A 25,870-nucleotide genomic window follows, 5' to 3' on the forward strand; every position below is an offset into this window, starting at 1 on the left:
AAGGCTTAAAAATACGCTTTTAAGCCGTGGTGCACGATTTCCAATGTCTCGATGGCTACTTCTCCATGCGTGGCCCGGAACTCCGGTCCAACCCACTTGACCGGATAAGCCCCTTCAAATGCCCAAGCCCCTACATCATTTCCGTTTGGGTCCATCAGAATGATCGCTCCCTGCTTGCGCTTGCGCTTTTCTGGCGGGCCAAAGTGAAACTCCTCATACCATCTCCACAGCTCGTTTGATCTCACAAAGCCTCGTTTGAAGACGAGATTGGGAAACTTGCTGCGTTTCGGCAGCTTGTGGACAAAATGATTCACGCCGCCCTCTTGGTACTCCTCCAACTCTGTTTCGACGGCTAAACCGGACACTTCACTAAATCCAGCGACCCAGATGCCATCCATCTCCAATCCAAACGGAAGAAAGTCCACGCGAAATCGGAGGTTGGTATAATACGGATTCTCATTGGCGAACACCTGACTCACCTCCGTTTGAACACATCAAAAACATTTTCGGGTTCGTCATTTTGCTTGCGATTGATGGCGGATATCTCCTCACACCAGCGCCGCCGTTCCTTGTGTTCCATCGACATGATCTCGTCGTGAGGCCAGTGAAAATAGTAGGCGATGAAGGCGGCTTCTTCATAGATCTTGTCGACGGGATATCCACTCATACTCCCTCCAGCGCCCCTGAAAAAGCCATATCTACCTGAAATTCATGCTCGCATTTCGGACAAGATGTCTTGAACATCGAGCTGTCCAATTCATTGATCTGTCTGTACAGGTTTTGCAAGTACGCGAGATCCGCTGTAAACAGCCGTTCCACCACTCTTGTGTCAATACCCCGTACATCTCCCAGCTTGGTAATCACTCTCGTCAGCAAAATAATCGTCAAGTAGCCGGGATTTTGCTGGACACGCGGATCACGCATCGGCAAAATTTCGTCAGCAGCCGTCGCCAAGCGCATGACACCCCGCTTGTGCAGGTTTCCTTCTTCATCCACATAGCCGCGCGGGAGCTCAAATTCGTATTCCGTTTTAAATGCCATGGTGTCATCCTCCTCATCACCCTAGGCCGGCAAGAGTGACAAAGAAAAACCTTTTCCTTGCCACTCTTAGGCGTCGGGATCTTCTATTATTTCGTGCGTGTCATTCCTTCGTGGGCAATTTCCAACTGCTCAATCGCTACCTCTGAGGACGTACCATTAAAATCAGGCGCCGTGTATTTGGTCGGCCATGCTTCGATGACCTTCCATGTAGCGACATCATCTCCGGCTTCATTAATGGCAATGATCGTTACCGTTTTGCGTGCGACCTTGCCCTGGATGGTGTCCTGCATCCAGTTGTACAAATCCATCGAATCCGTCACGCCCCATTTCAGCGTGATATTCCCGTACTTCGCCAAGCCCGGGAGCTTGCGCGGTGTAATTACCTCATTGCCTTCGCGATACTCGACTACGTCCACAGACGCATCAAAGCCTGACACCTCACTAAAGCCTGCCTGCTGAATGCCGTCCATCTCTACCCGATACCGAAACTTGCGGTATGGATCCTTGCGATCTGCCATACTGTACCCCTTTCTTCACACCGTTTTTCGCCGTGAATTATTGCTGATCGGATGTTTTTTGCGTAATACGGAAGATGACGAACTCTGCTGGTTTGACAGGTGCTACACCAATCACGCAGATCAATCTGCCATTGTCGATATCATCCTGTGTCATCGTGCTCCTGCCGATTTGAATGTAAAAGGCTTCCTGCGGGCTTGAGCCCATCAACGCACCATCTCGCCAAACACGCGTCAGGAAAGAATCAATCGTGCGTTGGACGCGGGCCCACAGCCTCTCGTCATTTGGCTCAAATACCACCCAGTTTGTCCCGTTTTTAATCGATTGCTCGATGAAAATGAACAGGCGTCGCACGTTTATGTATTTCCATAGCCCGTTGGATGACATCGTCCGTGCACCCCAGACGCGAATTCCTTGACCAGTAAACGCGCGAATCAGGTTGACTCCCTTCGGATTCAAAATATCCTGTTCGCCCGTATTGTACTGGCAATCCAGTCCTGTGCAGCCGCGCACGACCTCGTTTGCCGGAGCCTTATGGACACCACGGGTATTGTCCGAGCGCGCGTAAATACCAGCCATGGAGCCCGATGGCGGAATGTAGATGTTGCGCTTGTCCAGCGGATCGAACACTTGCAGCCAAGGATTGTAGATGGCAGCGTATTGCGTATCGAAAATATTACGATGCGTCAACACATCGCTTACTTTTTTCTTGTCGCGTGGGATATCGAGGATGGCGAAGCGGCTTTTCAGGTTTTCACAATGAGCCACAAGCGCGAGCTGCACATTCGGGTCTGTCACGCCAGGAATGGCCATAATGCTCACTTCGTCATTATCAATGAAGGCTTGGATTCCCGTACGTTTTCCCGGTCCATGATCCTCCCCCATGTATTCGCCCGCTGACAGATTGGCGACAGAACCGTCACTGCCTCCTGCCAAAGAGATTTGATACAGACCGAATTCTGTCTTTCCGCCCTCGGATTGGGTTTCTTCCGCCATCCCTGAAATGACAGTAAAAGGCGGAATGACTTCTGGGCTCGCTGGGGCAGCACCCGCTTCGACCTCGACGATATTGCTCTTGGATAGCAGCTTGCTGACATGATTGGCAGCAGAGACATTGAGCGAGCATTTATCGAACTCTTCAGCCTCATCGTTGTAGAAGACTTGCACCGTGAATTCGCATGTGGACAAAATTTTGACCGGCAGCAAATTGTTATCGATGACGTCTCCTGTAAGCACAGCTGACAGCTCGATCACATTGTCCTGGGATGAAACCACTTCACTGTACTGCTTGGTTTCACCGTCATAGAACGAAACGACATCCCCTGGTTGAAAGCCTGCACTGTTTTTCACACGGTACTTGGGAGCCTCGCCTAGCTGCTCGTAAATCTGTGTTTTGGCCTTGCTCGACGGAATCAAATTTACGCGAATCTGATTTCCCCATGCCCCCGGGTTTTTTGCCGTAATCCGAAGGACAGCTCCTTCGCTGTTGCCTTCATTGGAAGCTGGCTTCGCATCTGCTGGCGCTACCCGCATCACATAGCAACGGGAGCCTCCATTCAGAAAGAAGTGATCCACCGCATAGGCGAGATAGCGGTATTCGCCAAACGCATTCTCAGATAAATAGGAACCGAATAACTTGCGGAAATCATTGACACCTGTAATCAGCTCAGGCAATCCCGCAACGGGTCCTTTTTGGGCCAGCCCGATAAAGCCGGCCGTGCTCGTACTCGCTCCCTCCATGGGAACGGGGCCACTATCAAACTCCTCGACATACACCCCTGGTGATAAGTACTCTGGCATCGTAACCTGATTGGAGAGTTCCGCATGTATCAGCAGCAGAAACCTGCAATCAGTCCCTCCCTCCGATTAATTTCATCACTTGCTTTACCACTTACGAAAAAAGCCGTTTTGATACGTGAGTCTTGCTCTATAATCAGGCAGCAGGATGTCATGACCGACGCCAAACAACTGCCGGATCACCCTATTTGGGTCTGTTCATTTGGATGATACCTATGGATTGGGTCGTACCGGCTTGAATGGAAAGCTCGGCAAAACCAGCGGCTACTTCCCGCCACACTTCAATTTTCATTCGAGCATGAGTTTTTTCCAGAAACAACGGAAGGGCAACTACGAATTCTCCTCTGTCGTCGCAATGCGTTTCGAGCAGTGGGAGTAAGACAGTGCCTCTTGGGTAGGCAAAAGAAAGAGGTTCGGCCAAGGGATAAGCCCGACCTTTTGGGGGACTTGCAAAACGAATGATCGTCCCTTTGCATGTGGGTGTTTCGAGAAGAAAAGCTTCAGCCAAATCGACTTGACCTTTTTTACTGGCTACGATTAGCTCCGTCGCCTCTTTGTCAGCGTCCTCGGCCAATCTCACCGGGGCATCTCGCTCATACGAGATGACAGCTTGCACATAGGCTCCGCCAGCTGGGGAACCATCCCCCACGCAAGCTCTCCCTCGAACAAGGGAGTCTCCTGCCCGGAATGGATAGGCTGGACTCGGATGCAAGTAAATGATGGACTCCGTGTAAGATGTGCTCCCAGTGATCACGGAGAAGGACATGGAGTGATCCATATACTCTCGGCTGCTTACGGTGAGCGTGTAAATCCCCTCAGGCAAGTCCGTAAAGATATACCATCCGTCCCCTTTGCATACGGGCACTTGTGGATGATTCGCCAAGCGAACAGACAAGCTCGAGCGAAAAGGGGCTCCTCTTGTATACATGTCCACAAGACGGACGGCATACGAGGGTACGGAACGAATGCGCACCTGAAAATGCTGATCCATTAACCATGACCTTCCCCTCGTATGCGAATATCCCGTTCCAGTACGCGCTTCGTTGAACGAACTCGGGTTGAATCGATATGAACCGGCCCTACCGAGTAGCCGATGGATAGCTTGTACGGAACATGTGGAAAGAGTTGGATGAGTTTATCAACGGGAGGCTGCTCCACGACGACACGAAGCTCTGTATCCATGTTTGCAAGGGAGCCTTGAAGCTGATCGCCACGTAAAATGGCGTTGTCGTAGAGAACCTGCATGGCACGCCCGAGGATGCGGTGCTCGTCCAGCATGCGGGTATGCTGTTCTGCTGGGGAATGGGCAGTCAATATGTAGGATAGATTGACCGTCATTGGGGGATATCGCAACTGATCAGTACCTTCACTGATCATCATATGCTGCCTCTCCTGACTTTCCCGAATTTCGTATAAAAACAAGGCTAACGCCAAATCTCCTGGCTGAGCAGGCGAGCTTAGACCAATTAACTCGGGTTGGCTAATCGGCTCCGGCGTCATCTTTTTTCGCAAAAGAGCGAGCAGCGTCTCTCCTACTTCAGCAATGGCGGTGTACTGGCTGATACCCGTTCACCTCGACATTATTTGACAGAATATACTTATCATAACATTGAAATTAATGGTTTTGCATGAATTTTTATCTAATTTTGTAAAATTACGCATCCTTCCTATACCACTACCTGTTGGCATACTCCCCCAAATCCTCTTTCAATAGCAGCTTACCCGTCTTTTTTAACTCCTGCTTTGCGGCCGCAATCAAATGACTCATGGAAACAGGTGTGCCTTCCGATGCAGCCAAGAAAGAGGCAGCGAGAACCACATTTTTGATCCCGCCCCCAGCAATGTGCAGCTTGGACGCGAGAAACTCAAAATCGATGTCAGCAGCTCGTGGCGTATCGGCCGGGAACATGCTACGCCATATTTCTTCGCGATAGGACGGTTCGGGAAAAGGAAACTTCACCACGTAGTTGATTCTGCGCATGAAGGCCTCGTCAAAATTTTGCAGGAGATTCGTCGCCAAAACGGAGACCCCCTCGTACTCCTCCATCTTTTGCAGCAAGTAGGCCGTTTCCACATTCGCGTATTTGTCATGCGAATCTTTGACTTCTGAGCGCTTGCCAAAAAGGGCATCGGCTTCATCGAAGAAGAGGATGGCATTGCCGATTCTCGCTTCCGAGAAGATGTGGTGGAGGTTTTTTTCCGTCTCCCCAATGTATTTGCTGATCACCTGCGACAGGTCAATTTTAAAAAGTTCCAGACCCAGTTCGTTTGCCACGACTTCCGCCGACATCGTCTTGCCTGTACCGGGAGGACCTGCAAACAACATGCTAACGCCCTTGCCATAAGAGAGCTTTCGCCCAAAGCCCCACTCTCCCAAAACAACATTTCGATAGGTCACCTGATTACAGGCGTTTCGCAACAAAGTCAGTTGCTCCTCAGGCAAAATCAGATCTTCCCAGCTATATTTGGGTCTCAATCGAGAAGCGTGCTTTTCTAGCGCATGTCTCATTTGCAGGAAGCAAGCTTCATGGAGATGCGTTTTCGTAATGATCCTGTCTTTCGTCTGCATCGCCATCTCCTTTGCTCTGTGAAGCGCCTGATTGATTTGCCCGGCATTCAGCTTGAATTTCCCTGCCAAAACGCCTACATCAATCTCTTGAGAAAAGCTCATGCCTGCACTGCCTGTCTCCCATAATCGCCTCCTTTCGGTTTCATCTGGGCCAGGCACCTCCATTTCCAGCCAAATTCGCTTCCGCAGAGCGTTTTCCGGCTTCCATTGACTTTTCGCCACAATGGCAATGGGGCCTGAAAAGCTATCGAGTTCATCCATCACCAGCTGCTTGCGCCCAACTGTTTGGACCTCTTCTGTCAGAAAAACTTCGAACTGATGCAAGCACAACACACCCTGACGCAGCTGTACCTCCCGCAATACCTGCTGTAATCTTCGTGAAAAAGCTTCCTCGCGGATCAAGCGCTCTGCATCGACGAACAGCACCGGTCGCCTGACGCGATGAAACAAATGCTTGACTCGATGCCTTTTACCAACGCCAGTCGGACCATGCAAATGCAGGAGAAGCCGCTCTGAATCTGCTCCTGCCGTTTCCCACAATGTTTCAAAGCGCTCCTGCAAATGAAACCCGCTCTCCCCTACCAACGGTTCCAACTCTTGATCTGGCAAGCTCCAGGATAGCCAAGGCGGCAGACTGGCATCACCTCCATCCCTTGTCGTCAAAAAGTGCAGCATGCGTTCATCCAGCTTTAACGGCCGAGAGAGCCAGGAGCCGCTGCCACCCATGTCCGCCTCGGTAAAAAGCAGCAATCGACCCAGCTTGCTTTTTTGCGTAAACGCTGTCCAGGCCTCTATTCTCTCAGCAGCTGTCCGGCAAAATAGCTGCATCGCCAATTCGGGAGTAGGCGACTTGCACGTAATATCATCGAGGAGGTAGCCAAACAACTTTTCGTACTTCCGATCGAGCTCGACTGCCAGACAAAGAAATAAACATCCCATCTCGAAGCGATTGAGCGAAAAAGCCTCTGCCACTGCCATAATCGGTACGCTACCTGCTTCTTGCATGTGCAGGGCATCCAGTCTTTCCTCGCATGCTGCCACCCGCTCTGTAAAAACTTCCCATAGCTGCGTTGCTGGCGGGGCTGCCTCAAGCAATTGCACGACCTCTTCCTCTGTGACAATCACCCCCCTCATTTGATCCAGCGGATAATCATCTCCCTGCTGTGCTCGCACGGCCAGCAAGCGCATCAGATGAATATCCAGCCATCGAAGCATCTCTTCGTAATAGTTCCACTGGTTGTGATTCGGTTCGGGACTAGTCATTTCGCTTTTTCACCGCTCCTACGATATTTTCAACTCGCCAGACCAATCTCGTTCGGCCCCTTTTTGGGCGTACTCGTCACATAAGTAGAAATACTGTCGGGCCGCCTGATCCCAGCGGTTTTGCTTGATGACGGACAGAAAAGCGGAGCGTGCATCGTGAAACCTCCCATTCTGATACATCGCAATCGCTTGCTCAAACAATTCCTTCGTCTCCTCCTTGTGCGCACGAATCTGGTTAGTGTCCCCCTCGTAGACGTCGTACAGATGCATCGGCTGAGCCTCTCCCTCGATATGCACCCAGCCTAAATCACGATATCGGTACGGCGTGCTCTCTCCCATCTCGGCAAACAGCGAATCGGACATCAGGATGCAGGCTCCGAGCGTTTCTGCCATCTTTTCCATTTTCTCCACCACGCGGACGTGATCCGATATGATCGCAGCCTCAAGCCGCGTCGCCTCGCCAATAATCCCTAGCATCAGCGGACCGTGATGCAGGGCCACCCGCAATTCAATCGGATCGTACCCTTTTTCCGCCCGTTGCTCGTTATAGTCTGCTAACGTACGGCGCATTTGTACGGCCGCATCCAGCGCGTCTTTCGCCTCTTTTGGATAAACAGCAAGCACGCCGGGATCGAGGTATTCGGTAATCATTCCTTGATTCTCGTTCACAATCGGAGCAAAACGCTTGAGAAACGCATTGATAACGCGGAAGGTCGTCTCTGGTCGCAGACGATGAGAGATGGCATGAAACGATTGCAGACTCATCCGCATAATCGCCATTTCCCGCTCCACCTGATCACCCAGCTCCACGTCGAGGATACTTTCCTTCCCCAGAAAATGGATAAACTGCTGCGGCACAAAGCGATTGTTCGCCTCGCTCATCCTCGTGATATTCGAAATGTACTGACGAATGCGCTTTGCCATTTGGTTGAAGCTTTCTGCCAGCTTTTGAATTTCATCCATGGAGCGAACCCTCGCCACCACACTGTAGTCGCCTTTTCCCATATCGGAGACGTTTGTTTGCAGATTGCGGATGTTTCGGTATGTCAGCCACGAGAAAAGGAAAAATAGACTCGCACAAATCGACCAGACCAGCGCAGCGCCACGGCCGAGCTCACGGGACATTTCGTTGTGCTGCATGCGGACCCCGTTCATTTCTCTGCCCAGCTCCAACACACCCGATAGCTTGCCGGAGGAGTTGTATATCGGAGCCATCGCGTACATCCAGTAGCCTGTCCGATCCTGTGCTTTACCGGAGACGATCTCCCGTTTCATGACTACACTGCGGAACTCGTCATCAATGGCAACATTCTCAAACACTTCTGCGCTGTCATTGTCATCCATCATGAGAAATAATTCGCCATCTTTGTATTTGTAAATCGTTTTGTACAGCCCCCTGTTCACATGCACATCATCTGGAACCTCCAGTTTTTTCAGCTTGGCCTGTACTGCTTGATATTCCGCATTCAGGTAGTCAATGGCTCCGTTGATTCCATCCAGCTTGTCCCCTTCGATCAGAGTGGAAATCACATAGGCTTGGAGACGAAGATCGGTTTGATTTTCCTGCTCCATAAACGAAAAGGTCAGCTTTGTTCCCTCCAGTTGTAGGAATACGGGGACAACAACCAGTGGGGCTATCACGATCGTTTGCTTGATAATCAACGGAATCCGGAAAAGGCGAAACAACAGAAACTGAATGACACCAAACAGGAGAATTTCCACTCCCAATCCTGTCCACCAGGTCCATTCCTTCAAGCGGTCTTTTTCGGATACAGATGGGGAAGTGAGCTTGGTCATCACATTTCCTTGTTGATCCAGGAAGGCGAGCTGACTATCAGTGGCCACTACGAACTCATACTTGGGGGTTACAGCAAACGCCGTTAAGGCACTGCTATCGCTCGACTTGATCTGCTCGAATGTTTTGGAAGGCACCATCAAGGCGATTTCATCTGGATGTGCGGGATCGAAGCGTTCGATGACATTTTGATCGGAATTGTAGAACAGGAGACGACCTGCTGGCCCCACTTTGACATGGTTGGGGGCGGCATGATTCTTTTCGGACCGTTCGGAGTGAACGTAGAGCGGACCTTTCACTTGCGCTTCCCCGCTTCCTTGGGGAACGTCGATCTGGAAAACCTCTCCGCGCTTGGTAGTGACATAGGTATGCCGCGGGTCTACTCCTGTGATTTCATTGACGTATACTTCATTAGGCAATTGGATTTGATAGAGTTGTGTGGGGGGTGAATCAGAGGGTACAAATTGATAGGCAATCACTTCAGGGTGTTGATAAACATAAAAGTAAAGACGATCTTTCGCGACTTGCAGGGAGCGTACCTTGCCAATCCGCTTGTACGAGCTGTTCGCTCCGTATGAATCTTCATACACGACTTGTACGATTTCTCCATCTGGCGACATTCGCACGATTCTCTCGGATACGGTCCGCAACCCAAAGCTATCGAGCTTTGTGATCAGCACGTACGCATAACCTTCTTCGTCGATGGCTACCTCTGTGAAATTTTCCAAGCCTTCTTCCGGATTTTGCTCCAGTACTTGCTGGTACCTTAGCGACCGATCGGGGTACAGGCTAGTCAGCTTTTGATGTCCATCCGTTATGAGGACGACATCCTTTTGACTATTGACCGCGATGCTATCGATCCCGTGAAACGGTACATCCTGCTTCCCGCTTCTATCCACGTTCCAAACGAGCAGCAAGCCGATCCCAACAAACACAATCAGCAGTCCGGTCAACCAGGAATACTTCTTGTTATTTCCCATCGTTTGCGGTTCTCCCATCTCTCGAAAACGTATTTTCGAAAATGATACCAAGCAACATTATACTAAAAATTACAAATTTCGCTATACATCTTCTCTATTTGACATTTATACTACTATACAGATTGATTTTCAATATCTTACCAGATGACTTATGCAAAGGAGTTGGCTTCATGGGACAACTCGTCTGCGGAGGAGCCATGCTGCAGTGCAGCTTCGGCGCAGCTCCCAGCTCACTCATGGTGCTCCCGGTGAATCGCGTCACCACCAATATGCCAATCGCAAACATCATGGACAATAAACCGATGGTAAACGTCCTTCCATTCGGGATGTGCAATACGATGTCCAACCCTCAGGTCGCAGCAGCCACAGCGGCGAAGCTGGGCGTTTTCACTCCTGTCCCCTGCGTTCCTGTCACCGCCGCCCCTTGGGTTCCTGGCTCCCCTACTGTTCTCGTCGCCAATATGCCTGCTCTCAATCAAACCTCCAAGCTCATGTGCAGCTGGGGTGGCGTCATCCAAATCACGAACCCCGGTCAAGCGACGATTCAGGTTCCCTGACAGATAGGGAGGAAACGATATGGACAAACAACTCCAAAAGCTAACGGAACAAACGATTGTCGACCCGCTTACCAATCCACTCAAAAAATGGGTACAGGATTGGATAAAAAAAGGAGCCGCCCTCCCCAAGCAAGCCCTCGATTGGATCAAGAATGGCATTGCCGGACTGTTCACCAAAAAAGAAACTTCACTCAACGATTACGTGCATATCGGCCGTTTTTACATCGCCAAACGCTTTCTCATTTTGACAGGACTATTCCTCCTTGTCCTGGCCTACTTCCTGTTCATCAATCCTCCTGATGCGCTTAACCGCTTTTTGCAACGTCCCATCGTCATTCATCTCAAAACTCCAAATCAACAGATTTCCGATACAGGTCTCGCGATCATCTACAACCCGGAAGGCACGATGATTTATCATGGTCAGCTCGTCGATGGTCTGTATGAAGGAAAAGGCGAGCTCTATGACGACAATGGGAAGCTTCTTTATACCGGCGAGTTCAAAAGCGGCACTCCGCAAGGTTTAGGCAAAGGATATCGGAAAGGCGTTCTCGTCTATCAAGGCGGGTTTGAAAATGGGGTATACGCTGGTCAAGGAGCGTTGTACAACGACAACCAGCAAGTCGTTTTTCAGGGAGAATTCAAAAATGGGAAGCTGGATGGAGCCGGTCAGGAATTGTACACAAACGGCGCAATCAAATACGAGGGCGCTTTTAAAAACGGCGTGTACAACGGAGCTGGCAGGCTTTTTACAAAGGATGGAAAGCTGCTTTACGACGGACTGCTTGACAATGGATTCTACGGCGGTGAAGGTACCGATTACTACGAAAACGGGCTCGTGCAGTACAAAGGGCAATTTGTGGACGGCAGATACAATGGACCCGGAAGTTTTTTTGATCGGGATGGCAAGCTCGTGTATGAAGGTCATTTTCGAAATGGGCACTTCAATGGAGCCGGAACCAAATTCTCCACCAGTGGCAGCATCGTCTATCAAGGTGACTTTTTGCTTGGTGTGTATCACGGGCAGGGCGAGCTTCGTGATGCAAGTGGCGTAACGCTGTATAAAGGCGGTTTTGCCGAAGGGCATTATCACGGAACGGGAGAGCTTCGTTCTGCCGAAAACGCTCTGTTGTATCAGGGGCAATTTCGGGCAGGTGCCTACGACGGCATCGGGGCGCTTTACGACAAGGAAGGCTTACCGTTATACAAGGGGTACTTCCGCGAAGGGCGTATTTATTTACCTGGATTCATCGGCATCTCCAGGAGCAAGCTGGAAGAGATTATGGGCAAGCCCGACGATGACGCGCCGAAACAAGTCGAGGGAGCTGTCACTCCTTCTGCCGATCAAAAAGTACCCGAAGCTCCACCAGCGAATGAGGCCACCTTATCGTCTCAAAAACTTACCTATCGTGACATGAACATGGCTTTTACACTTGAACCAGCACCAGGACACCCTACCAAGCAGATTGTCACTGCCGTCCACGTATATCACCCACAGGTCATCTCTATCGTCAAAGAAGATCGGAACGAGCTCGACAGCAAATCTGCCATTTTGCCCAAGACGTCCACCACGTATTCTAACCGTACTGGAGCTATCACGAGCTATTTGGTCGACCCGTATCTGTACCTCTATTTCTATCAAGCACAGCAAAAGGAACCTGTTCAATTGGACGTGACAAAAGCAGAGGGGGTGTAAAAATGAGGCGCTATGAATCTAGCAAGCCGTCTATGGATGCGACTCATGAAAAAACGAAAGCACCTGTTTCCAGGCCCATGCTCCAACCGAGCCAGGTCCAAAGAAAGGCGAGTCACTCTTCCCACATCCTTTCTCTGCAAAAGACTCTTGGCAATCAGGCAGTGCAGCGCATGTTATCAAAGACCCCCCTGCAAAGATCGGAGAATCTCTCTTCTGTCAGCGGCCGCTCACTCCCCGATTCCGTCCAAGCAAAAATGGAGCAGGCTTTTCACACTGATTTTTCAGATGTACAGATTCATCCAGAATCGTCTGCCGCCTCCCAAATCGGAGCTATTGCCTTCGCCCAAGGGAATGACATTCACTTCGCTCCCGGCACCTATCAGCCGGAAACGCAAAGCGGTCAACAGCTACTCGGTCATGAGCTGACACATGTAGTCCAGCAACGGCAAGGACGGGTAAAAGCGAACGTGCCGGATTCCAGCTTGCCCATCAATGACGATCCTGCTCTCGAAGCAGAGGCTGATCGCTATGGGTCACACGCAGCTGCTGGTACCATGACGGATGGTACAGGTGCGGATGCTGCTGGTTCTGTATCAGCCCCGATTATCCAAGGCACTTGGGACGAAGATGTAAAAGATGCACGCAGAATGTGGGACAAACATGTGGAGAAAACAAATAACCTGGATGAAGGAACGGTAAATGAGCTTTTTGAGCAAGTGGGCGACGTAGATAACTACTTTGACCAAGTACGTTACGGAATCAGTCTACACGCCAAAATTTCTGATATTTTCTCGGTTACGGGCGGGAACTATACAGAGTTGGAGGAGGCACAGCGTCTTTTCAAAGAAAATATCACGCCCTTTTTCGGAAAGGATAAGGACGACGATCCTGACATTGATTACACCTATTTGGAGGAGCAGCAAAACGACATGCCTGAGGAAGACCGCATGCTGGAGGAGGACGAGGATGATTCAACCGTTTTATACGAGAAAAAACGCGTGGCTATGGAGATCAAGACAATCAGCTCTCATGACGATTCCCAAATTGGCTCCCGTATTCATGAAGCGATCGGTCAATTAGACAAGCGGCGGGATACGAATCGATATAAAGAGTATGTCATCGTCATTCAGAAGTATCATCCTGAAAACCCTTGGCCGTACACCGCAGCCGAAAATAGGGCCAGCGCCCCGCTGGTTGATCTTAAAGCTAGACTGACCGCTAGATTGAGCAATATGACCAATCTGCCAGGTTATGATATCAAGATCATTTTCCGGGGCATTACAAAAGGAACCCCAACGGGTGGGACCGGAACCGCTGACCCGACCTTCTTAATCCCGGAACATATACGCTATTCGAACATGCCCTCTTATACAGTCGAATGCTATTACTGCGGCAGCTCCAATACTGGGTGGTTGGTAGATGACCCTATGCCTGAATAAACCGAGAAACGGCAGGCTCCACAACGAAATGGGAGAACTGCCGTTTTTCCTATGCTTAGTACAATCGATTCGTATAGCTGTCTTGCAAGCCCTCCGCCACTTCTTTTGCCGTCACACCCGGAAGCTTCACATGGTCCGCCAGCATTTGGGCGACATTAGGAGTCGTCCCCTCTGCCGGCCACGACTCCGGCTTCCATAGACCAGAGCGCATAAATGCCTTCGCACAGTGAACGAAGCATTCCTCTACCTTTACGCCAATCCCAAGCGTAGGCGCCTTCCCGTTTACCGCCATCTTCGCCAGTATTTCTTCATCACGAATAATGCAAGCCTTGCCGTTCACGCGGAACGTCTCTTCCAGCGTAGGAATCAAAAAGATAAGCCCAATATGCGGGTTGACCAAAATGTTCGTGATGGAGTCCATCCGCTTGTTTCCTGGGCGCTCAGGGATGACGAGATGGTGATCGTCGATGACATGCACAAAGCCAGGCGCATCTCCACGTGGCGAAGCATCGCAATGGCCATCTTTGTCTGCTGTGGCAATGATGAGAAATGGCGCTTGGGCGATATATTTGCGGCTATGAGCATCCAACTGGGTTATCGCCTTGTTCTGAACGAGACGACTTGGCTCTCCGACCATTTCCCGTAGTTGCTGCTCTGACGTGACCACATCACGGAATATTCCGAATCCTGACATGACTACCCCTTCTTTCCTCTGCTTGTTCGAACCTGCCACCATCATACCACTTTTTTTGCTTATGGCAGAAGCAGGAAAGCTAGAGGTGTCACAAGCAGCAGGGTCAGAATCGTACGCTCTACCCAAATCACCAGAAGCTTTGGAATACTAATCGGAATCTCCGTGGACAAAATGCAAGGAATCGTCGCTGAAAAGAACAAAATGGAAGAAACCGAAACGACCGCAATCACAAACTTGGTGACTAGCGGTGCCTTCACTACAAGCAGAGCTGGCAAAAACATCTCGGCAATTTCGATCGCTGACGCTTTTGCAGCCAGCATCGGCTCTGGAATTTGCAAGAGCCATGTAATCGGGTAAAACAAGTAGCCCAGCCAGTCAAACAAAGGGGTAAATTCAGCCAGCACCAACCCGAGCAAACCGACCGACATGATGGACGGAAGAATACTCATGGTCATAATGAAACCATCCCGTAAGTTCTCCCAAATGTTTCGCGTAAGTGGCAACGCTTTTCCCGCCGCTTCCATTGCTTCTGTCCACGCCTGACGCAACCGTTTCTCCTTGATCACTTTCTCAGGATCACCGTTGTCTTGGTAATACGCATCGCTCATGTTGGACAGTGGCCAAATACGCACCGTCACTGCCGTTACGAGAAACGTCACTACAAGTGAGACCCAAAAATAAAGATTCCAGTAATTCATCAAATCCAATGTTTTCGCGATGACGATCATAAATGTCGCAGATACGGTGGAAAAACCTGTTGCAATAATGGCTGCTTCTTTAATCGTATATTTACCTTCTTTGAATACCCGGTTCGTAATCAAAAGACCGATCGAATAGCTCCCCACAAAGGAAGCCACCGCATCTACCGCAGAGCGGCCTGGTGTTTTCCAAATCGGGCGCATGATCGGCTGCACCAGTACACCGATAAATTCCAATAGGCCGTAGCCAACAAGCAACGCCAAAAACACGGAGCCGATCGGGACCACCATGCCTACTGGAATCACCAGCTTTTCGAAGAGAAAGGGCCCCATATTCTTGTCCAGCAGCCATGCAGGACCCCCCTGAAAATAGATCAACAGAGCGATAGGCACACCTAGTACTTTTAGCGCAGAAAAAACGAGGTTTACTTTGCTCAGCTTCCAACTTCCCGTCACAAACGGATAAATGGCCCCAAGCACAATGACAAGCAAAGCATATATCGGTATCGCACCCGGCATGATTTGCCGAACCCATGTCACGATATGATCCAGTATAATCGAGCTCGTGTTATGAATCGTAACAGGGATAAAAAAGACGAAAATACCAATGAGGCTAAAAACAAAAAACTTCCAAGCATGTGTGGTGGATACGGCTTGCTGACCAGGATGAGGTGCAAGATTGCTGTTCGAAATATTGCCCATACATGTCCCCCCATTTCTAAGACAAGCCGGTCTCCCCCACTTCTATCCATTTTCTTTGCTCTCTTTTGTATTACGCCAGTCTTCCGCCAGCAACGACAATGGTTCCGTTTTTGATTACCGTGTTTACGTGGTTGATTCCGTAACGATATTGCAAGGTCATGAAATCAGGAACGTCATAAATCGTGACATCTGCTTTTTTCCCGACCTCAAGACTGCCGACTTCATGCGCGCAGCGGATTGCGTGAGCAGCATTGATGGTAGCTGCCGTCAGCACCTCGGCTGGCGTCATCCCCATTTTCAGGCAACCCAGATTCATGATGAGTGGGAGCGAAACGGTTGGAGACGAGCCCGGATTGCAGTCCGTCGAAATCGCGACAGCCACACCACGATCAATCATTTTCCTGCCATTTGCTGACTCTGCCATCAGGAAAAACGCCGTACCGGGCAGTAACACAGCGATGACACCCGCTTCTGCCATCTGTTCAATCCCCTTGTCAGAGGCGCGCAGCAAATGATCCGCAGATACCGCGCCAACCGAAGCTGCCAGCTCTGCCCCTTCATACGGTTCGATTTCGTCCGCATGAATCTTTGGCAGCAACCCATGACGGACCCCCGCTTCGAGAATGCGTCGGGACTGCTCAGGGGTGAACACACCTCTTTCGCAAAACACATCGTTAAAAACAGCCAGCTTGCGACGAGCGACCTCTGGGATCATTTCCTCGATGACCACGTCTACAAACGCATCCGGATTTTCCTTGTATTCACGCGGCACCGCATGTGCACCCATGAAGGTACTGACGATGTCGATGGCATGTTCTTCGTGCAACTGCTTGGCGACCTCCAGCTGCTTTAGCTCATCTTCCAATGTCAGGCCGTAGCCGCTTTTCGCCTCGACGGTTGTGACCCCATGCAACAGAAATTGGTCAAGACGCTGCTTGCTCTGGGCAAACAGCTCTTCGTGGGTAGCTGCGCGCGTCGCCGCGGTAGTCGAGTGAATTCCGCCGCCATTGTTCATAATCTCCATATAGGTCGCACCGTTTAGCCGCATGTTAAACTCGTTTTGCCGACTGCCCGCGTGCACCAGATGTGTATGCGGATCGATCAGCCCTGGTGTGACCAGCTTGCCCGAAGCATCGATGATTTGCGCCTCATGCGCACGGTCTTGATAGTAAAGCGCCAGCTCTTCATCTGTTCCTACACGCTGGATAACGCCGCCTTCCAGCCAGATGCTTCCGTCCTCGATGATCGACAACTCGTTCATTTGCGCTCCTACTACCGGGGAAGAGGAGCCGCCAGCCAGCGTGGCAAGCTGACTGGCGTGGCGAATCCATACAGGTTTTGTCATAGCTCTTACTCCTTCATCATCGGAATGTGGACGCCTTTTTCCTTGGCTGTTTGAATTGCGAGGTCGTACCCTGCATCGACATGTCGGACGATGCCCATGCCTGGATCTGTCGTGAGGACGCGCTCCAGTCGACGAGCTGCTTCTGGAGTACCATCTGCCACGATGACCATTCCTGCGTGGAGAGAATAGCCCATGCCAACGCCGCCTCCGTGGTGTACAGATACCCAGCTCGCTCCGCCTACCGCATTGATCATGGCATTGAGAATCGGCCAGTCTGCAACTGCATCGCTGCCATCCTTCATCGCTTCCGTCTCACGGTTTGGCGAAGCAACAGAACCGGAGTCCAGATGGTCACGCCCAATGACGATAGGGGCCGAAAGCTCACCACGCGCCACCATCTCATTGATGATTTGACCAAAACGCGCACGCTCGCCATAGCCTAACCAGCAAATGCGGGAAGGCAATCCCTGGAACTGAATACGCTCCTGCGCCATGCGAATCCAGTTGCACAGATGCGTGTTGTAGGAAAACTCGCGCAGGATGACCTCGTCTGTCTTGTAAATATCCTCAGGATCGCCGGACAGTGCTACCCAGCGGAACGGCCCCTTGCCTTCGCAAAACTGCGGACGGATGTAGGCTGGCACAAAGCCAGGGAAACGGAACGCATCCTCCACACCCTCGTTTTTTGCCACCTGCCTGATGTTATTGCCATAGTCGAAAGTGACTGCTCCTTTTTCCTGCATGGCGAGCATGGCGCGAACATGTTCAGCGATGCTTGCTTTTGCGCGAGATTCGTACGCTTTCGGATCGCGTGTCCGCAGTTCGGCAGCTTCCTCCAGTGACATGCCGATGGGAATGTAGCCGTTGAGTGGATCATGCGAGGAGGTCTGGTCCGTCAGCACATCCGGAATAAAGTCGCGAGCCAGCATAGCGTTCAGCACTTCCGGTGCATTGCCCAACAGACCAATGGAAATGCCTTTTTTGTCGCGTTTCGCTTCTTCCGCCAAACGGATCGCTTCGTCCAGACTTTCTGTCATCACATCCAAGTATTTCGTGTCCAGTCTGCGTTGGATACGGGTCGGGTCCACCTCGATATTGATGCTGACGCCACCATTGAGCGATACGGCCAACGGTTGCGCACCACCCATGCCGCCCAAGCCTGCTGTCAAGGTAATCGTTCCGGTCAGCGTGCCTTCAAAATGCTGGCGTGCCAGTTCTGCAAACGTCTCGTACGTCCCCTGCACGATACCCTGACTGCCAATGTAAATCCAGCTTCCCGCTGTCATTTGTCCGTACATCATCAAACCCTTTTTGTCCAGCTCGTGGAAATGCTCCCAATTCGCCCAGGCAGGCACCAGATTCGAGTTTGCCAGCAGCACACGCGGCGCATCGGTATGCGATTTGAATACAGCAACCGGCTTCCCAGACTGGATGAGGAGTGTTTCATCGCTCTCTAACGTTTGCAATGTTTTGACAATCGCATCGAAGCATTCCCAATTCCGTGCCGCCTTGCCAATTCCGCCGTATACAACCAGATCCTCTGTACGCTCAGCTACATCGGGATTGAGGTTGTTCAAGAGCATACGCAACGCCGCTTCCTGCACCCATCCCTTTGTATGTAATTGGGTACCTGAAAAGGCTTGGATCATTTGCTCAACGGATTGTGTCGTCGTCATCATTTCCACCTGCTTTTCTAAAAGGATATATTTCTTAGCTCCATTGTAAAAAAGCAAGGAAAGACAAAAAAGGCACCGCTCTTTCGATTTGGTGCCTCTATTTTTGATTCACTTGCAACCGCATTCATGGTTTGACGAAAAAATCTGTCTTTTCTTTCGATTTCTATCTTTTCTTCTGATTTCGTAACAAACGTGGAGTTGTCCCTGTCTTTTCCTTAAAAATTTTACTGAAATAATTGGCGTTAATGAATCCACAACGCTCTGCCACCTCTTGGACAGACAAAGATGTTTCGAGAAGCAATCGGCGTGCTTCTTTTACCCGCAACGATGTGAGTATCTGGCGAAAAGAGCTTCCTTGCTTTTGTGCGAGCAGCGTACTGAAATAGGAAGGGCTGCGGTCGATATAGCGTGCCACTTCCTCCAGGCGCAGTGCCGGATCAGTGTAGCGGCCTTCTATATAGCGAATCGCCTGTTCCACGACATCTGCACGGGACTCGTCGATGGGATGATGAGCAGCATCAAGAAGCTGATTGATGAACAGCAGTAGTTCCACTACGATCCGATACAAGATCGGCGAGTAAAGAATCGTTTCGAAAACCCGGTGATACTCCTCTTCCAAGGGTGCGGAGTCAAGACCACGTGATATCATGTAGCGCCTGACTTGGGCCAAAATACTCGTCAGCCGAATACGCAACAGTCCCGGCTCCGGATAAGGCTCTTCCTTGTAAAAGAAGTGTGTATACAGCCACTGCTTCAACTCCTCTCGATTGCCTTCATCCAGCATTTCAACCCACGTACGCTGTTCGGCTGGCGTCAAAAATGGGTCAATCATCGTCCAATCGACACGATTTTCCACAACCGTCACTTGCCGATATCCTTTGAAAAAACGGACTTGCAGCGCTTGGCTCGCTTCCGCGTACGTTTCGTTCAAGCTCTGCTCATAGTTGCTTGCGTCATACATGACCAAAAAGAGCGGTGCATCATTGTTTGCTTCCCAGTCCATCAGCAAACGCTTGCCCATTTGGTGGAGCGTAGAAGGCGAGACCGCAGCATCTATTGGAAAAACCCCCACAATAGTCTCCCCTAGCGGCAAAAGATCAGGTTTGTCGCGAAACGGATACTCCTCAAAAAAGCGTAGCAGTTCCGGATGCCGCTTCGGATCCTCCAATTGAGCCAGCATGAGCGAAAAAGATTTGGCTTGTGCATGCCCGGGGAAAAACAGGTCAAGATACGAGACATCCCTGTCATTCTTCGATCCCGTTCCCTTCTCTTCGTTCATTCGCTTCCGAACCAAGCGCTCCTGGCAGCATCTCGTCAGGATTCTCCTGATGTATTCAGGAGTCTGTGGCTTCAGCCATAGATCGCGTGCAAAAAGTCCAATCCCCTGCATCGCACGCTCGAACGTCGCCTCTGATGTGGTCACCACAACGGTCGGACGATACTGATCCACCAGCAACTTCAGCCGGTCCCACTGCCCGCGCCCGATCATGTCCAGTTCAATACAGAGCACTTCCGGTGTATGCGCTTCCATCATTTCAAAAACATCTTCCATAGTCCCGGCACTATGCACCTTGTCATATGGAATGGCATAGCTGTGGACGAGCCATCCGATTCCGATTCGTTCGTTCTGATCCCGATCCGCTATCAAAATGCTAGGCATAAGCCGCCCTCCTTTTTAGAGCTATCAGAAGAGTGGGACAATCTTTTTCTATGAAACAAAGGTTGCCCATAATTGGACAACCTTTTCTCACTCACGTTATTACTTCTTGAGAGGATTTTCGATCATGGTTCCCATCACATGATCCAGCGGAATAAAGCCAATATCGCGGGAATCTGTACTGTGATTCCGGTTATCTCCCATGACATAAACATGATCGGCTGGAACCGCGATCTTTCCGTCCGCTACGTATTCCATCGTTTCTTTGATGTACGGTTCGTTCAATGCCTCACCGTTTCGATACACCTTATTGTCTTTGAACTCTAGTACGTCGCCTGGTCTTCCGATGACCCGCTTGACATACATCGTGTGATCATCGCCTTGACCTGTGACCAGCGACACCAAGGGATGCCCCACGATATCGTCCATCAATGTACGGTCTCGCTCTACCCGACTGTCGATCACGACAATCTCGCCGTAATCTGGCAAATAAGAAAACGTGTGTGATAGTTTAGACACATATATGCGCTGTTCGTCTTGTAAGGTTGGGTCCATGGAATGCCCATCAACCTTGAACGGTTGAAATACAAAGATTCCGAGGACAAGAGCGAAAACGACAGCAAAGGTTATCGATCGAATCCATCCCAATACTTCTCTCATTTTCTTTTGGCACTCCTTCCTTTTACCATTCTCTTTTCCTGTATCGAAACCATCATACCACATTATCCGCGCAATCCCAAAAATCGGCCAGAAACAAAGATCAGGTGAGACCGTACTCGCGAAGTTTCCGAAACAGCGTTGCCCGACTTATGCCTAATAGCGCAGCTGCTTCTTCTTTTCGTCCGTTTCTATCTCGGATTTGTTGCATCGCGGTATCGATTGCTGCTCGTTCCAGTTCTTTCAGCACAAGTCCTTGCTTTTGCCAGTCGAATGGCCCCTGACTTTCTTTTACGGAATGCGGGGAAGATTCACGCAGCATTCCCGTTCGAATGGGCAAGCTCGAAGGCTGGACCCAAGAGGTTGCTTCCATATTGACCGCGTACTCGATTACATTTTCCAGCTCTCGGACATTTCCTCTCCAGTCGTGATGAAACAGGACGTTTTGCGTTTCTTGGGAAAAGCCGTGCACCTTCTTCCCCACCCGATTCGCATGCGCCAAAAGGATATCGTTCGCCAAAGGCAGTATATCCTCTCTACGTTCTCGCAGCGAGGGCAAGTGGATGGGAATCACATGCAATCGATAGTACAAGTCCAACCGAAACAGCCCCGCATCTACCCGCTCCTGCAAATCCAGATGGGTCGCTGCAACGATTCTTGCCGCTAACGGTATAGGCTTGCCGTTACCTCCAATTCGGTACAGTTCCTTTTCTTGCAACACGCGCAGCAGCTTGCTCTGTAAATGCAAGGGCATCTCCCCGATTTCATCGAGAAACAGTGTGCCTTTTCCTGCGACCTCAAACAATCCCGGTTTTCCACCCTTTCGCGCTCCTGTGAATGAGCCTTCCTCGTAACCGAACAACTCGCTCTCCATCAAATGCTCAGGGATTGCGGCGCAATTAATCGAAAGGAACGGCTCTTCACGGCGCGGGCTTGCCTGATGAATGGCTCTGGCAAAGAGCTCCTTTCCGGTTCCACTTTCACCTTGGAGCAGGACAGTCGAATCACTGGCTGCCACACGTCTTGCCACTTCCTTTGCCTGTACAATCGCAGGACTATTTCCACCGATCACCCGAAAAGGGTCGGGCTCCGAGTATCCACTCACCTGCCTTGCGATTTGCACGACTTCCTGTACATCATCTAGCGTAATCACCCATTCTTTGACTGTTGCTGTCAGTAGAATGGGCTTAATGGCAAACAAAAATGTTTTGTCTTCCTGCCCGATGGACAAAACGACCTGCTTTGGCGCAGACTGCTCGGCATCTGCACGGCGAATAGCATCGATCCATTCTGCCGTTTGACTGTCGTCGTGATCGAGCTGCAAATATTGACGGGCACGCTGATTCGCCTGAATGATCCGATTGTCTTGATCGACGAGAAACATGGCTTTGTCCATTTCATCCATGACGACACGCAGCTTTTCTACCGTATGCAACTGCTCGACGTACAAGTAGTGCTCTTTTAGCTTAATGGCGATCAGCTCGGCCATTTTTTGCAAATATGTCAATATCGCATCCACATCCGCAAACAACCGCTCGCGCTGCTCCTCATCGAAAGCGAGCAGACCGATCACACCTATATTTTCATTGTCTAATTGAATCGGGCAGCAAATCTCTCCCGTCTCCGCACAATTTCCATAATGCATACAGGGACGACACCGTTCATCCTGCCCCGGATGCATGATCACAACAGGATGCCCAGCAAGCAACGACTCGCGGTATATATGGTCCTCTCCTGCCATCGTCCGCAAAACGCCAGCCTCAGTCTTGCCCGTTCCTGCGATCCGCAAAAACTGACTGTCCGCAATCTCTACCTCTACGCGCAGAACGGATGCAACAGCCGAAGCAATCTGTTGCACACTTTCTTGAATATCTCGCAAGGGCATCTGGCTTCCCCTCCCGTCAATCTCTTGCCTATATTATAGCGCATCACAGGAGAAGCCAGCCCTTATGCATTTTTTTACCTGCAAAAATCGCAAATCGTCTCCACCAAGATGGCACTCATGTCTACCAAGCTATCCACCTCTACATATTCGACTGCCGCATGGAGACCAGCTCCCACTGGTCCAAACAAGACCGTAGGGATTCCCGCTTCCTGCAACAATGCCGCATCCGTCCATCCTGAGAATCCGCATACTTCTGGTGTTTTTCTCATCACGCTCTTACACGCTGCCTGAAGTGCGATATAAACAGGTTCATCCAGCTCGACTTCAAACGGCTCTCGCAAAAATGACAGCTCGGCGCTTGCTTGGAACGTCTCATCTTCAGCGCGCAGCTTCTGTAGGATTGCTTCTATTTCATTTGCGATGTCTGCCTCTGTCTCACCCGGCAACGTCCTTCTCTCCCAGTCGATGCGGCAATAGTCTGGATAGGTGGACAGCTCCGTTCCGCCCTGAATGAGCGAAGCATGGACAGATGCCGCACCGAGTATCGGATGAGCCGTGCCTTGAGCCAATCTGTCTGAAAGACGTTCCAGCTCTTGCAGTACCCTGCCCGCACGAACGATTGCATCAATCCCTTCTGCTGGACGACTTCCGTGAGCTGCTTTGCCCAGCACCTCGCATTTGACCCAGGCAAATCCTCTGTGAACGACGCCAATCGCCAGATTGGAAGGCTCACAGCATATCGCCGCATCTGCTTTGTACGCCTTTACCAGCTCCTCTGTACCGATGCTTTTATACTCCTCGTCAGCGACAAAAGTCAAAATGACATCTCCTGCCAACGGAACCTTTGCTTGTGCGATCGCCTCTACTGCGGCGATCATGGCCCCGAGACTTCCCTTCATGTCCTGACTGCCTCTGCCGTAAATTTTGTTGTCCACAAGGGTAGGCTCAAACGGCCCAATCTCCATGCGTTTGGCGCTTACCGTATCCATATGTCCATTTAGCATCAAAGATTTGCCGCCGCCTGTTCCCCGTAGGATCCCGACGACATTGACCGCTGTGTCGTTAATAGGAGTGACATGGACCTCCAGTCCCGCCGCCTCCAATCGCTCCCGAATAAAAGCAGCGATCGCTTTCTCGCCCGGCCCATCCTCATCAAGGAACGGATTCACCGAATCAATGCGAATCAAATCCTGCACCAATGAAATCAGTTCGTCTCGATTGATCGTCACGTTCATTTTGTCATGTCCTCCTCTTCTGGGCATGCGCCTTCCCAGATGATACGTCTGTAAATATCCCGATCCGTATCACCTTCCGTACTAAAGCACAGAACAATGGAGTTTTCATTCAAGCCAAGCTGCTCACGCTGTTGATGATAAATGGGCTTGCTCATCAAGGCAGCGAGAAGTCCTACCCCTACTGCTCCACTTTCCCCGCTCACAATAGAAGGGTCGTCTCCAGTCGGTATCGCCAGTATACGCATGCCGTTTGCCGCCACGTAATCGGCACAGCTGACAAAGAAGTCTGCATGCCCCTGCAAAATCTCCCATGCCATCGGATTCGGCTCACCACATGCTAGACCTGCCATGATGGTTCCGAGTTCGCCCGTAGCTGCATGTGGTTGTCCATCGTTCTCTTCTGCTGAGAGGACCATGCAATTGGCGCTATGCGGCTCGACGATCACAGTCGTAACGTCTTTGTTTGCTTGCGTTGCTACGAAATGTCCCAAGACTGCGGCGGCCATGGAACCGACACCTGCCTGCAGGAACAGATGCGTCGGCTTTTTGGAGTCCATGAGGGCTGTGAGTTGTTCCAAGGCCTCTGCTGCCATCGTTGTATAGCCTTGCATGATCCACGTGGGAATGGTCGTATAGCCTTCCCATGCCGTATCTTGAATCACTTGCCAACCACGTTCTTTGGCCATTTGTTCAGAGAGGCGTACGGCTTCATCGTAGTTTCCATTGATGACGTGGGCTTCTGCGCCAGCCTCGCGTATCGCATCTACCCGTTGCTGGGCGGAGCCTTTGGGCAAATAAACAACGGCATGCTGCCCGAGCGCCTTAGCAGCCCATGCAACTGCCCGTCCGTGATTGCCATCGGTCGCAGTGACGAAGGTGACTTCTCCGATTTGGTCTCTCATTTCTGGGGAGCACAGTGCTTCAAAGGTCATCTCTTCTGTCGATTTCCCCAGCTTTTCGCACAAGAAACGAGCCATCGCATAAGAGGCTCCCAGAACCTTGAAGGCATTGAGGCCAAATCGTTTAGACTCATCTTTTACTAGTACCTGTCCTACTCCCAGCTCACGTGCCAACGCAGGCAATGTGACGAGAGGAGTTGGCTCGTAGTTTGAGAGAGATTGGTGAAAGACTTTGGCAAAACGGGTTTCTTTTTCAGTCAAATAGATAGGAATGCGAGAACTCTCGCTATTTTTTCTCTTATTTTTTACGACGTAGATGAGTGGTAAATTACGTTTTTCCATCAGATGTGTACCTCCTCGGGTGGTTTCATCCTTTTTGATAAAGCAAGGATCGTGCCAACGGTTCGAGGCGTGGGTGGCTTATTAGTTTGGTGGTATTCGTATCAAAATGAGATTTTATTGTATCATTTTGATACTTTAAGTCTTGTTTTGATACTCGTCATTCCAGCTGTTTTGGTGGGAGGAAACAGGAGAAAACGCTCCAGCTTCTTGGGTCACCAGCTGGGGGATTGACTGCACGGCTTCATGGAAAAAGCGAATCCGCGTCCAAAGTAGAGGGTCAGGGATGCTTTTCAGAGGTGGACACTTAAGAGCGTGTTTCGCTTTTTCCATTGCGCCTCGGTAGGCGCCCCAAAGATCTTCGCTTATTTCTCCTGTTTCCTTGCGAGTGGATGGTTTTCAAGTGGCTTTTAAAGATTGAGAAGCATTGAAC

Annotated in this window: 21 protein-coding genes; 3 read left to right on the top strand and 18 right to left on the bottom strand. The window is 50.6% G+C overall.

The window, feature by feature from the left end; all coding sequences use genetic code 11:
- Positions 1–5: 5 nt before the first annotated feature.
- The 9 genes from ACKKE8_RS22745 to ACKKE8_RS22785 all read right to left on the bottom strand — a co-directional run bounded on the left by ACKKE8_RS22745 (position 6) and on the right by ACKKE8_RS22785 (position 9,961).
- On the bottom strand, positions 6–470 hold the full coding sequence (locus ACKKE8_RS22745) for a phage tail protein (protein WP_409175012.1): 465 nt from the start codon (positions 468–470) through the stop codon (positions 6–8).
- Between the two features lie 5 nt (positions 471–475).
- Complete coding sequence (locus tag ACKKE8_RS22750; protein ID WP_007721336.1) at positions 476–667, bottom strand: DUF6760 family protein; 192 nt, start codon at positions 665–667, stop codon at positions 476–478.
- Positions 664–1,041 carry a hypothetical protein gene (locus ACKKE8_RS22755; RefSeq protein ID WP_007721338.1) on the bottom strand — a complete coding sequence of 126 codons (378 nt, stop codon included), beginning with the start codon at positions 1,039–1,041 and terminating at the stop codon, positions 664–666. Before ACKKE8_RS22755 ends, ACKKE8_RS22750 begins: the two co-directional genes overlap by 4 nt.
- Positions 1,042–1,127: 86 nt before the next feature.
- Positions 1,128–1,559: a phage tail protein gene (locus ACKKE8_RS22760; protein WP_007721341.1), complete on the bottom strand. Its 432-nt coding sequence runs from the start codon at positions 1,557–1,559 to the stop codon at positions 1,128–1,130.
- A gap of 37 nt (positions 1,560–1,596) precedes the next feature.
- Complete coding sequence (locus tag ACKKE8_RS22765; RefSeq protein ID WP_409175013.1) at positions 1,597–3,357, bottom strand: phage tail sheath family protein; 1,761 nt, start codon at positions 3,355–3,357, stop codon at positions 1,597–1,599.
- A gap of 181 nt (positions 3,358–3,538) precedes the next feature.
- Complete coding sequence (locus ACKKE8_RS22770) at positions 3,539–4,345, bottom strand: hypothetical protein (RefSeq protein WP_409175014.1); 807 nt, start codon at positions 4,343–4,345, stop codon at positions 3,539–3,541.
- Positions 4,345–4,917, bottom strand: coding sequence for a DUF4255 domain-containing protein (locus ACKKE8_RS22775; RefSeq protein ID WP_409179180.1), 573 nt, complete (start codon positions 4,915–4,917; stop codon positions 4,345–4,347). Before ACKKE8_RS22775 ends, ACKKE8_RS22770 begins: the two co-directional genes overlap by 1 nt.
- Positions 4,918–5,029: 112 nt before the next feature.
- Positions 5,030–7,186, bottom strand: coding sequence for an ATP-binding protein (locus tag ACKKE8_RS22780; protein ID WP_409175015.1), 2,157 nt, complete (start codon positions 7,184–7,186; stop codon positions 5,030–5,032).
- Positions 7,187–7,204: 18 nt separating this feature from the next.
- Positions 7,205–9,961 (bottom strand): adenylate/guanylate cyclase domain-containing protein, encoded by a 2,757-nt coding sequence (locus tag ACKKE8_RS22785; protein WP_409175016.1) that lies wholly within the window; start codon positions 9,959–9,961, stop codon positions 7,205–7,207.
- A 170-nt stretch (positions 9,962–10,131) separates the two neighbouring features.
- Between ACKKE8_RS22785 and ACKKE8_RS22790 the strand changes: the two genes are divergently transcribed.
- The 3 genes from ACKKE8_RS22790 to ACKKE8_RS22800 are packed head-to-tail and all read left to right on the top strand — an operon-like array spanning position 10,132 to position 13,650.
- Entirely contained in the window at positions 10,132–10,518 is a 387-nt protein-coding gene (locus tag ACKKE8_RS22790; RefSeq protein WP_409175017.1) for a DUF4280 domain-containing protein, read from the top strand.
- 19 nt (positions 10,519–10,537) lie between these two features.
- Positions 10,538–12,211, top strand: a complete 1,674-nt coding sequence (locus ACKKE8_RS22795; RefSeq protein ID WP_409175018.1) for an MORN repeat-containing protein — start codon at positions 10,538–10,540, stop codon at positions 12,209–12,211.
- A 2-nt stretch (positions 12,212–12,213) separates the two neighbouring features.
- Complete coding sequence (locus tag ACKKE8_RS22800) at positions 12,214–13,650, top strand: DUF4157 domain-containing protein (protein ID WP_409175019.1); 1,437 nt, start codon at positions 12,214–12,216, stop codon at positions 13,648–13,650.
- 55 nt (positions 13,651–13,705) lie between these two features.
- Here the strand turns inward: ACKKE8_RS22800 and ACKKE8_RS22805 are convergent, their stop codons facing one another.
- The 9 genes from ACKKE8_RS22805 to dpaL form a co-directional block, all read right to left on the bottom strand.
- Positions 13,706–14,344 (bottom strand): pyridoxamine 5'-phosphate oxidase family protein, encoded by a 639-nt coding sequence (locus tag ACKKE8_RS22805; RefSeq protein WP_409175020.1) that lies wholly within the window; start codon positions 14,342–14,344, stop codon positions 13,706–13,708.
- 59 nt (positions 14,345–14,403) lie between these two features.
- Entirely contained in the window at positions 14,404–15,744 is a 1,341-nt protein-coding gene (locus ACKKE8_RS22810; RefSeq protein ID WP_409175021.1) for a YjiH family protein, read from the bottom strand.
- 70 nt (positions 15,745–15,814) lie between these two features.
- Positions 15,815–17,089, bottom strand: a complete 1,275-nt coding sequence (gene hutI / locus ACKKE8_RS22815) for an imidazolonepropionase (protein ID WP_409175022.1) — start codon at positions 17,087–17,089, stop codon at positions 15,815–15,817.
- Positions 17,090–17,094: 5 nt separating this feature from the next.
- Positions 17,095–18,765: a urocanate hydratase gene (hutU, locus tag ACKKE8_RS22820; RefSeq protein ID WP_409175023.1), complete on the bottom strand. Its 1,671-nt coding sequence runs from the start codon at positions 18,763–18,765 to the stop codon at positions 17,095–17,097.
- 163 nt (positions 18,766–18,928) lie between these two features.
- Entirely contained in the window at positions 18,929–20,425 is a 1,497-nt protein-coding gene (locus ACKKE8_RS22825; protein WP_409175024.1) for a helix-turn-helix domain-containing protein, read from the bottom strand.
- 99 nt (positions 20,426–20,524) lie between these two features.
- Positions 20,525–21,082, bottom strand: a complete 558-nt coding sequence (gene lepB / locus ACKKE8_RS22830; RefSeq protein ID WP_409175025.1) for a signal peptidase I — start codon at positions 21,080–21,082, stop codon at positions 20,525–20,527.
- 100 nt (positions 21,083–21,182) lie between these two features.
- Positions 21,183–22,964: a sigma 54-interacting transcriptional regulator gene (locus tag ACKKE8_RS22835; protein ID WP_409175026.1), complete on the bottom strand. Its 1,782-nt coding sequence runs from the start codon at positions 22,962–22,964 to the stop codon at positions 21,183–21,185.
- Between the two features lie 74 nt (positions 22,965–23,038).
- Positions 23,039–24,199 (bottom strand): ArgE/DapE family deacylase, encoded by a 1,161-nt coding sequence (locus ACKKE8_RS22840; RefSeq protein WP_409175027.1) that lies wholly within the window; start codon positions 24,197–24,199, stop codon positions 23,039–23,041.
- Positions 24,196–25,440 carry a diaminopropionate ammonia-lyase gene (gene dpaL / locus ACKKE8_RS22845; protein WP_409175028.1) on the bottom strand — a complete coding sequence of 415 codons (1,245 nt, stop codon included), beginning with the start codon at positions 25,438–25,440 and terminating at the stop codon, positions 24,196–24,198. Before dpaL ends, ACKKE8_RS22840 begins: the two co-directional genes overlap by 4 nt.
- Positions 25,441–25,870 lie beyond the last annotated feature (430 nt).

This window comes from Brevibacillus fortis, assembly GCF_046196545.1.
GTDB classification, from domain to species: Bacteria; Bacillota; Bacilli; order Brevibacillales; family Brevibacillaceae; genus Brevibacillus; species Brevibacillus fortis_A.

Bases quoted from the DNA above. Each gene is read 5' to 3' on its own strand.
- ACKKE8_RS22750 (WP_007721336.1), bottom strand. From the start codon at position 667: ATGAGTGGATATCCCGTCGACAAGATCTATGAAGAAGCCGCCTTCATC.
- ACKKE8_RS22755 (WP_007721338.1), bottom strand. From the start codon at position 1,041: ATGGCATTTAAAACGGAATACGAATTTGAGCTCCCGCGCGGCTATGTG.
- ACKKE8_RS22760 (WP_007721341.1), bottom strand. From the start codon at position 1,559: ATGGCAGATCGCAAGGATCCATACCGCAAGTTTCGGTATCGGGTAGAG.
- ACKKE8_RS22765 (WP_409175013.1), bottom strand. From the start codon at position 3,357: ATGCCAGAGTACTTATCACCAGGGGTGTATGTCGAGGAGTTTGATAGT.
- ACKKE8_RS22770 (WP_409175014.1), bottom strand. From the start codon at position 4,345: ATGGATCAGCATTTTCAGGTGCGCATTCGTTCCGTACCCTCGTATGCC.
- ACKKE8_RS22780 (WP_409175015.1), bottom strand. From the start codon at position 7,186: ATGACTAGTCCCGAACCGAATCACAACCAGTGGAACTATTACGAAGAG.
- ACKKE8_RS22785 (WP_409175016.1), bottom strand. From the start codon at position 9,961: ATGGGAAATAACAAGAAGTATTCCTGGTTGACCGGACTGCTGATTGTG.
- ACKKE8_RS22790 (WP_409175017.1), top strand. From the start codon at position 10,132: ATGGGACAACTCGTCTGCGGAGGAGCCATGCTGCAGTGCAGCTTCGGC.
- ACKKE8_RS22795 (WP_409175018.1), top strand. From the start codon at position 10,538: ATGGACAAACAACTCCAAAAGCTAACGGAACAAACGATTGTCGACCCG.
- ACKKE8_RS22800 (WP_409175019.1), top strand. From the start codon at position 12,214: ATGAGGCGCTATGAATCTAGCAAGCCGTCTATGGATGCGACTCATGAA.
- ACKKE8_RS22805 (WP_409175020.1), bottom strand. From the start codon at position 14,344: ATGTCAGGATTCGGAATATTCCGTGATGTGGTCACGTCAGAGCAGCAA.
- ACKKE8_RS22810 (WP_409175021.1), bottom strand. From the start codon at position 15,744: ATGGGCAATATTTCGAACAGCAATCTTGCACCTCATCCTGGTCAGCAA.
- hutI (WP_409175022.1), bottom strand. From the start codon at position 17,089: ATGACAAAACCTGTATGGATTCGCCACGCCAGTCAGCTTGCCACGCTG.
- hutU (WP_409175023.1), bottom strand. From the start codon at position 18,765: ATGACGACGACACAATCCGTTGAGCAAATGATCCAAGCCTTTTCAGGT.
- ACKKE8_RS22825 (WP_409175024.1), bottom strand. From the start codon at position 20,425: ATGCCTAGCATTTTGATAGCGGATCGGGATCAGAACGAACGAATCGGA.
- lepB (WP_409175025.1), bottom strand. From the start codon at position 21,082: ATGAGAGAAGTATTGGGATGGATTCGATCGATAACCTTTGCTGTCGTT.
- ACKKE8_RS22835 (WP_409175026.1), bottom strand. From the start codon at position 22,964: ATGCCCTTGCGAGATATTCAAGAAAGTGTGCAACAGATTGCTTCGGCT.
- ACKKE8_RS22840 (WP_409175027.1), bottom strand. From the start codon at position 24,199: ATGAACGTGACGATCAATCGAGACGAACTGATTTCATTGGTGCAGGAT.
- dpaL (WP_409175028.1), bottom strand. From the start codon at position 25,440: ATGGAAAAACGTAATTTACCACTCATCTACGTCGTAAAAAATAAGAGA.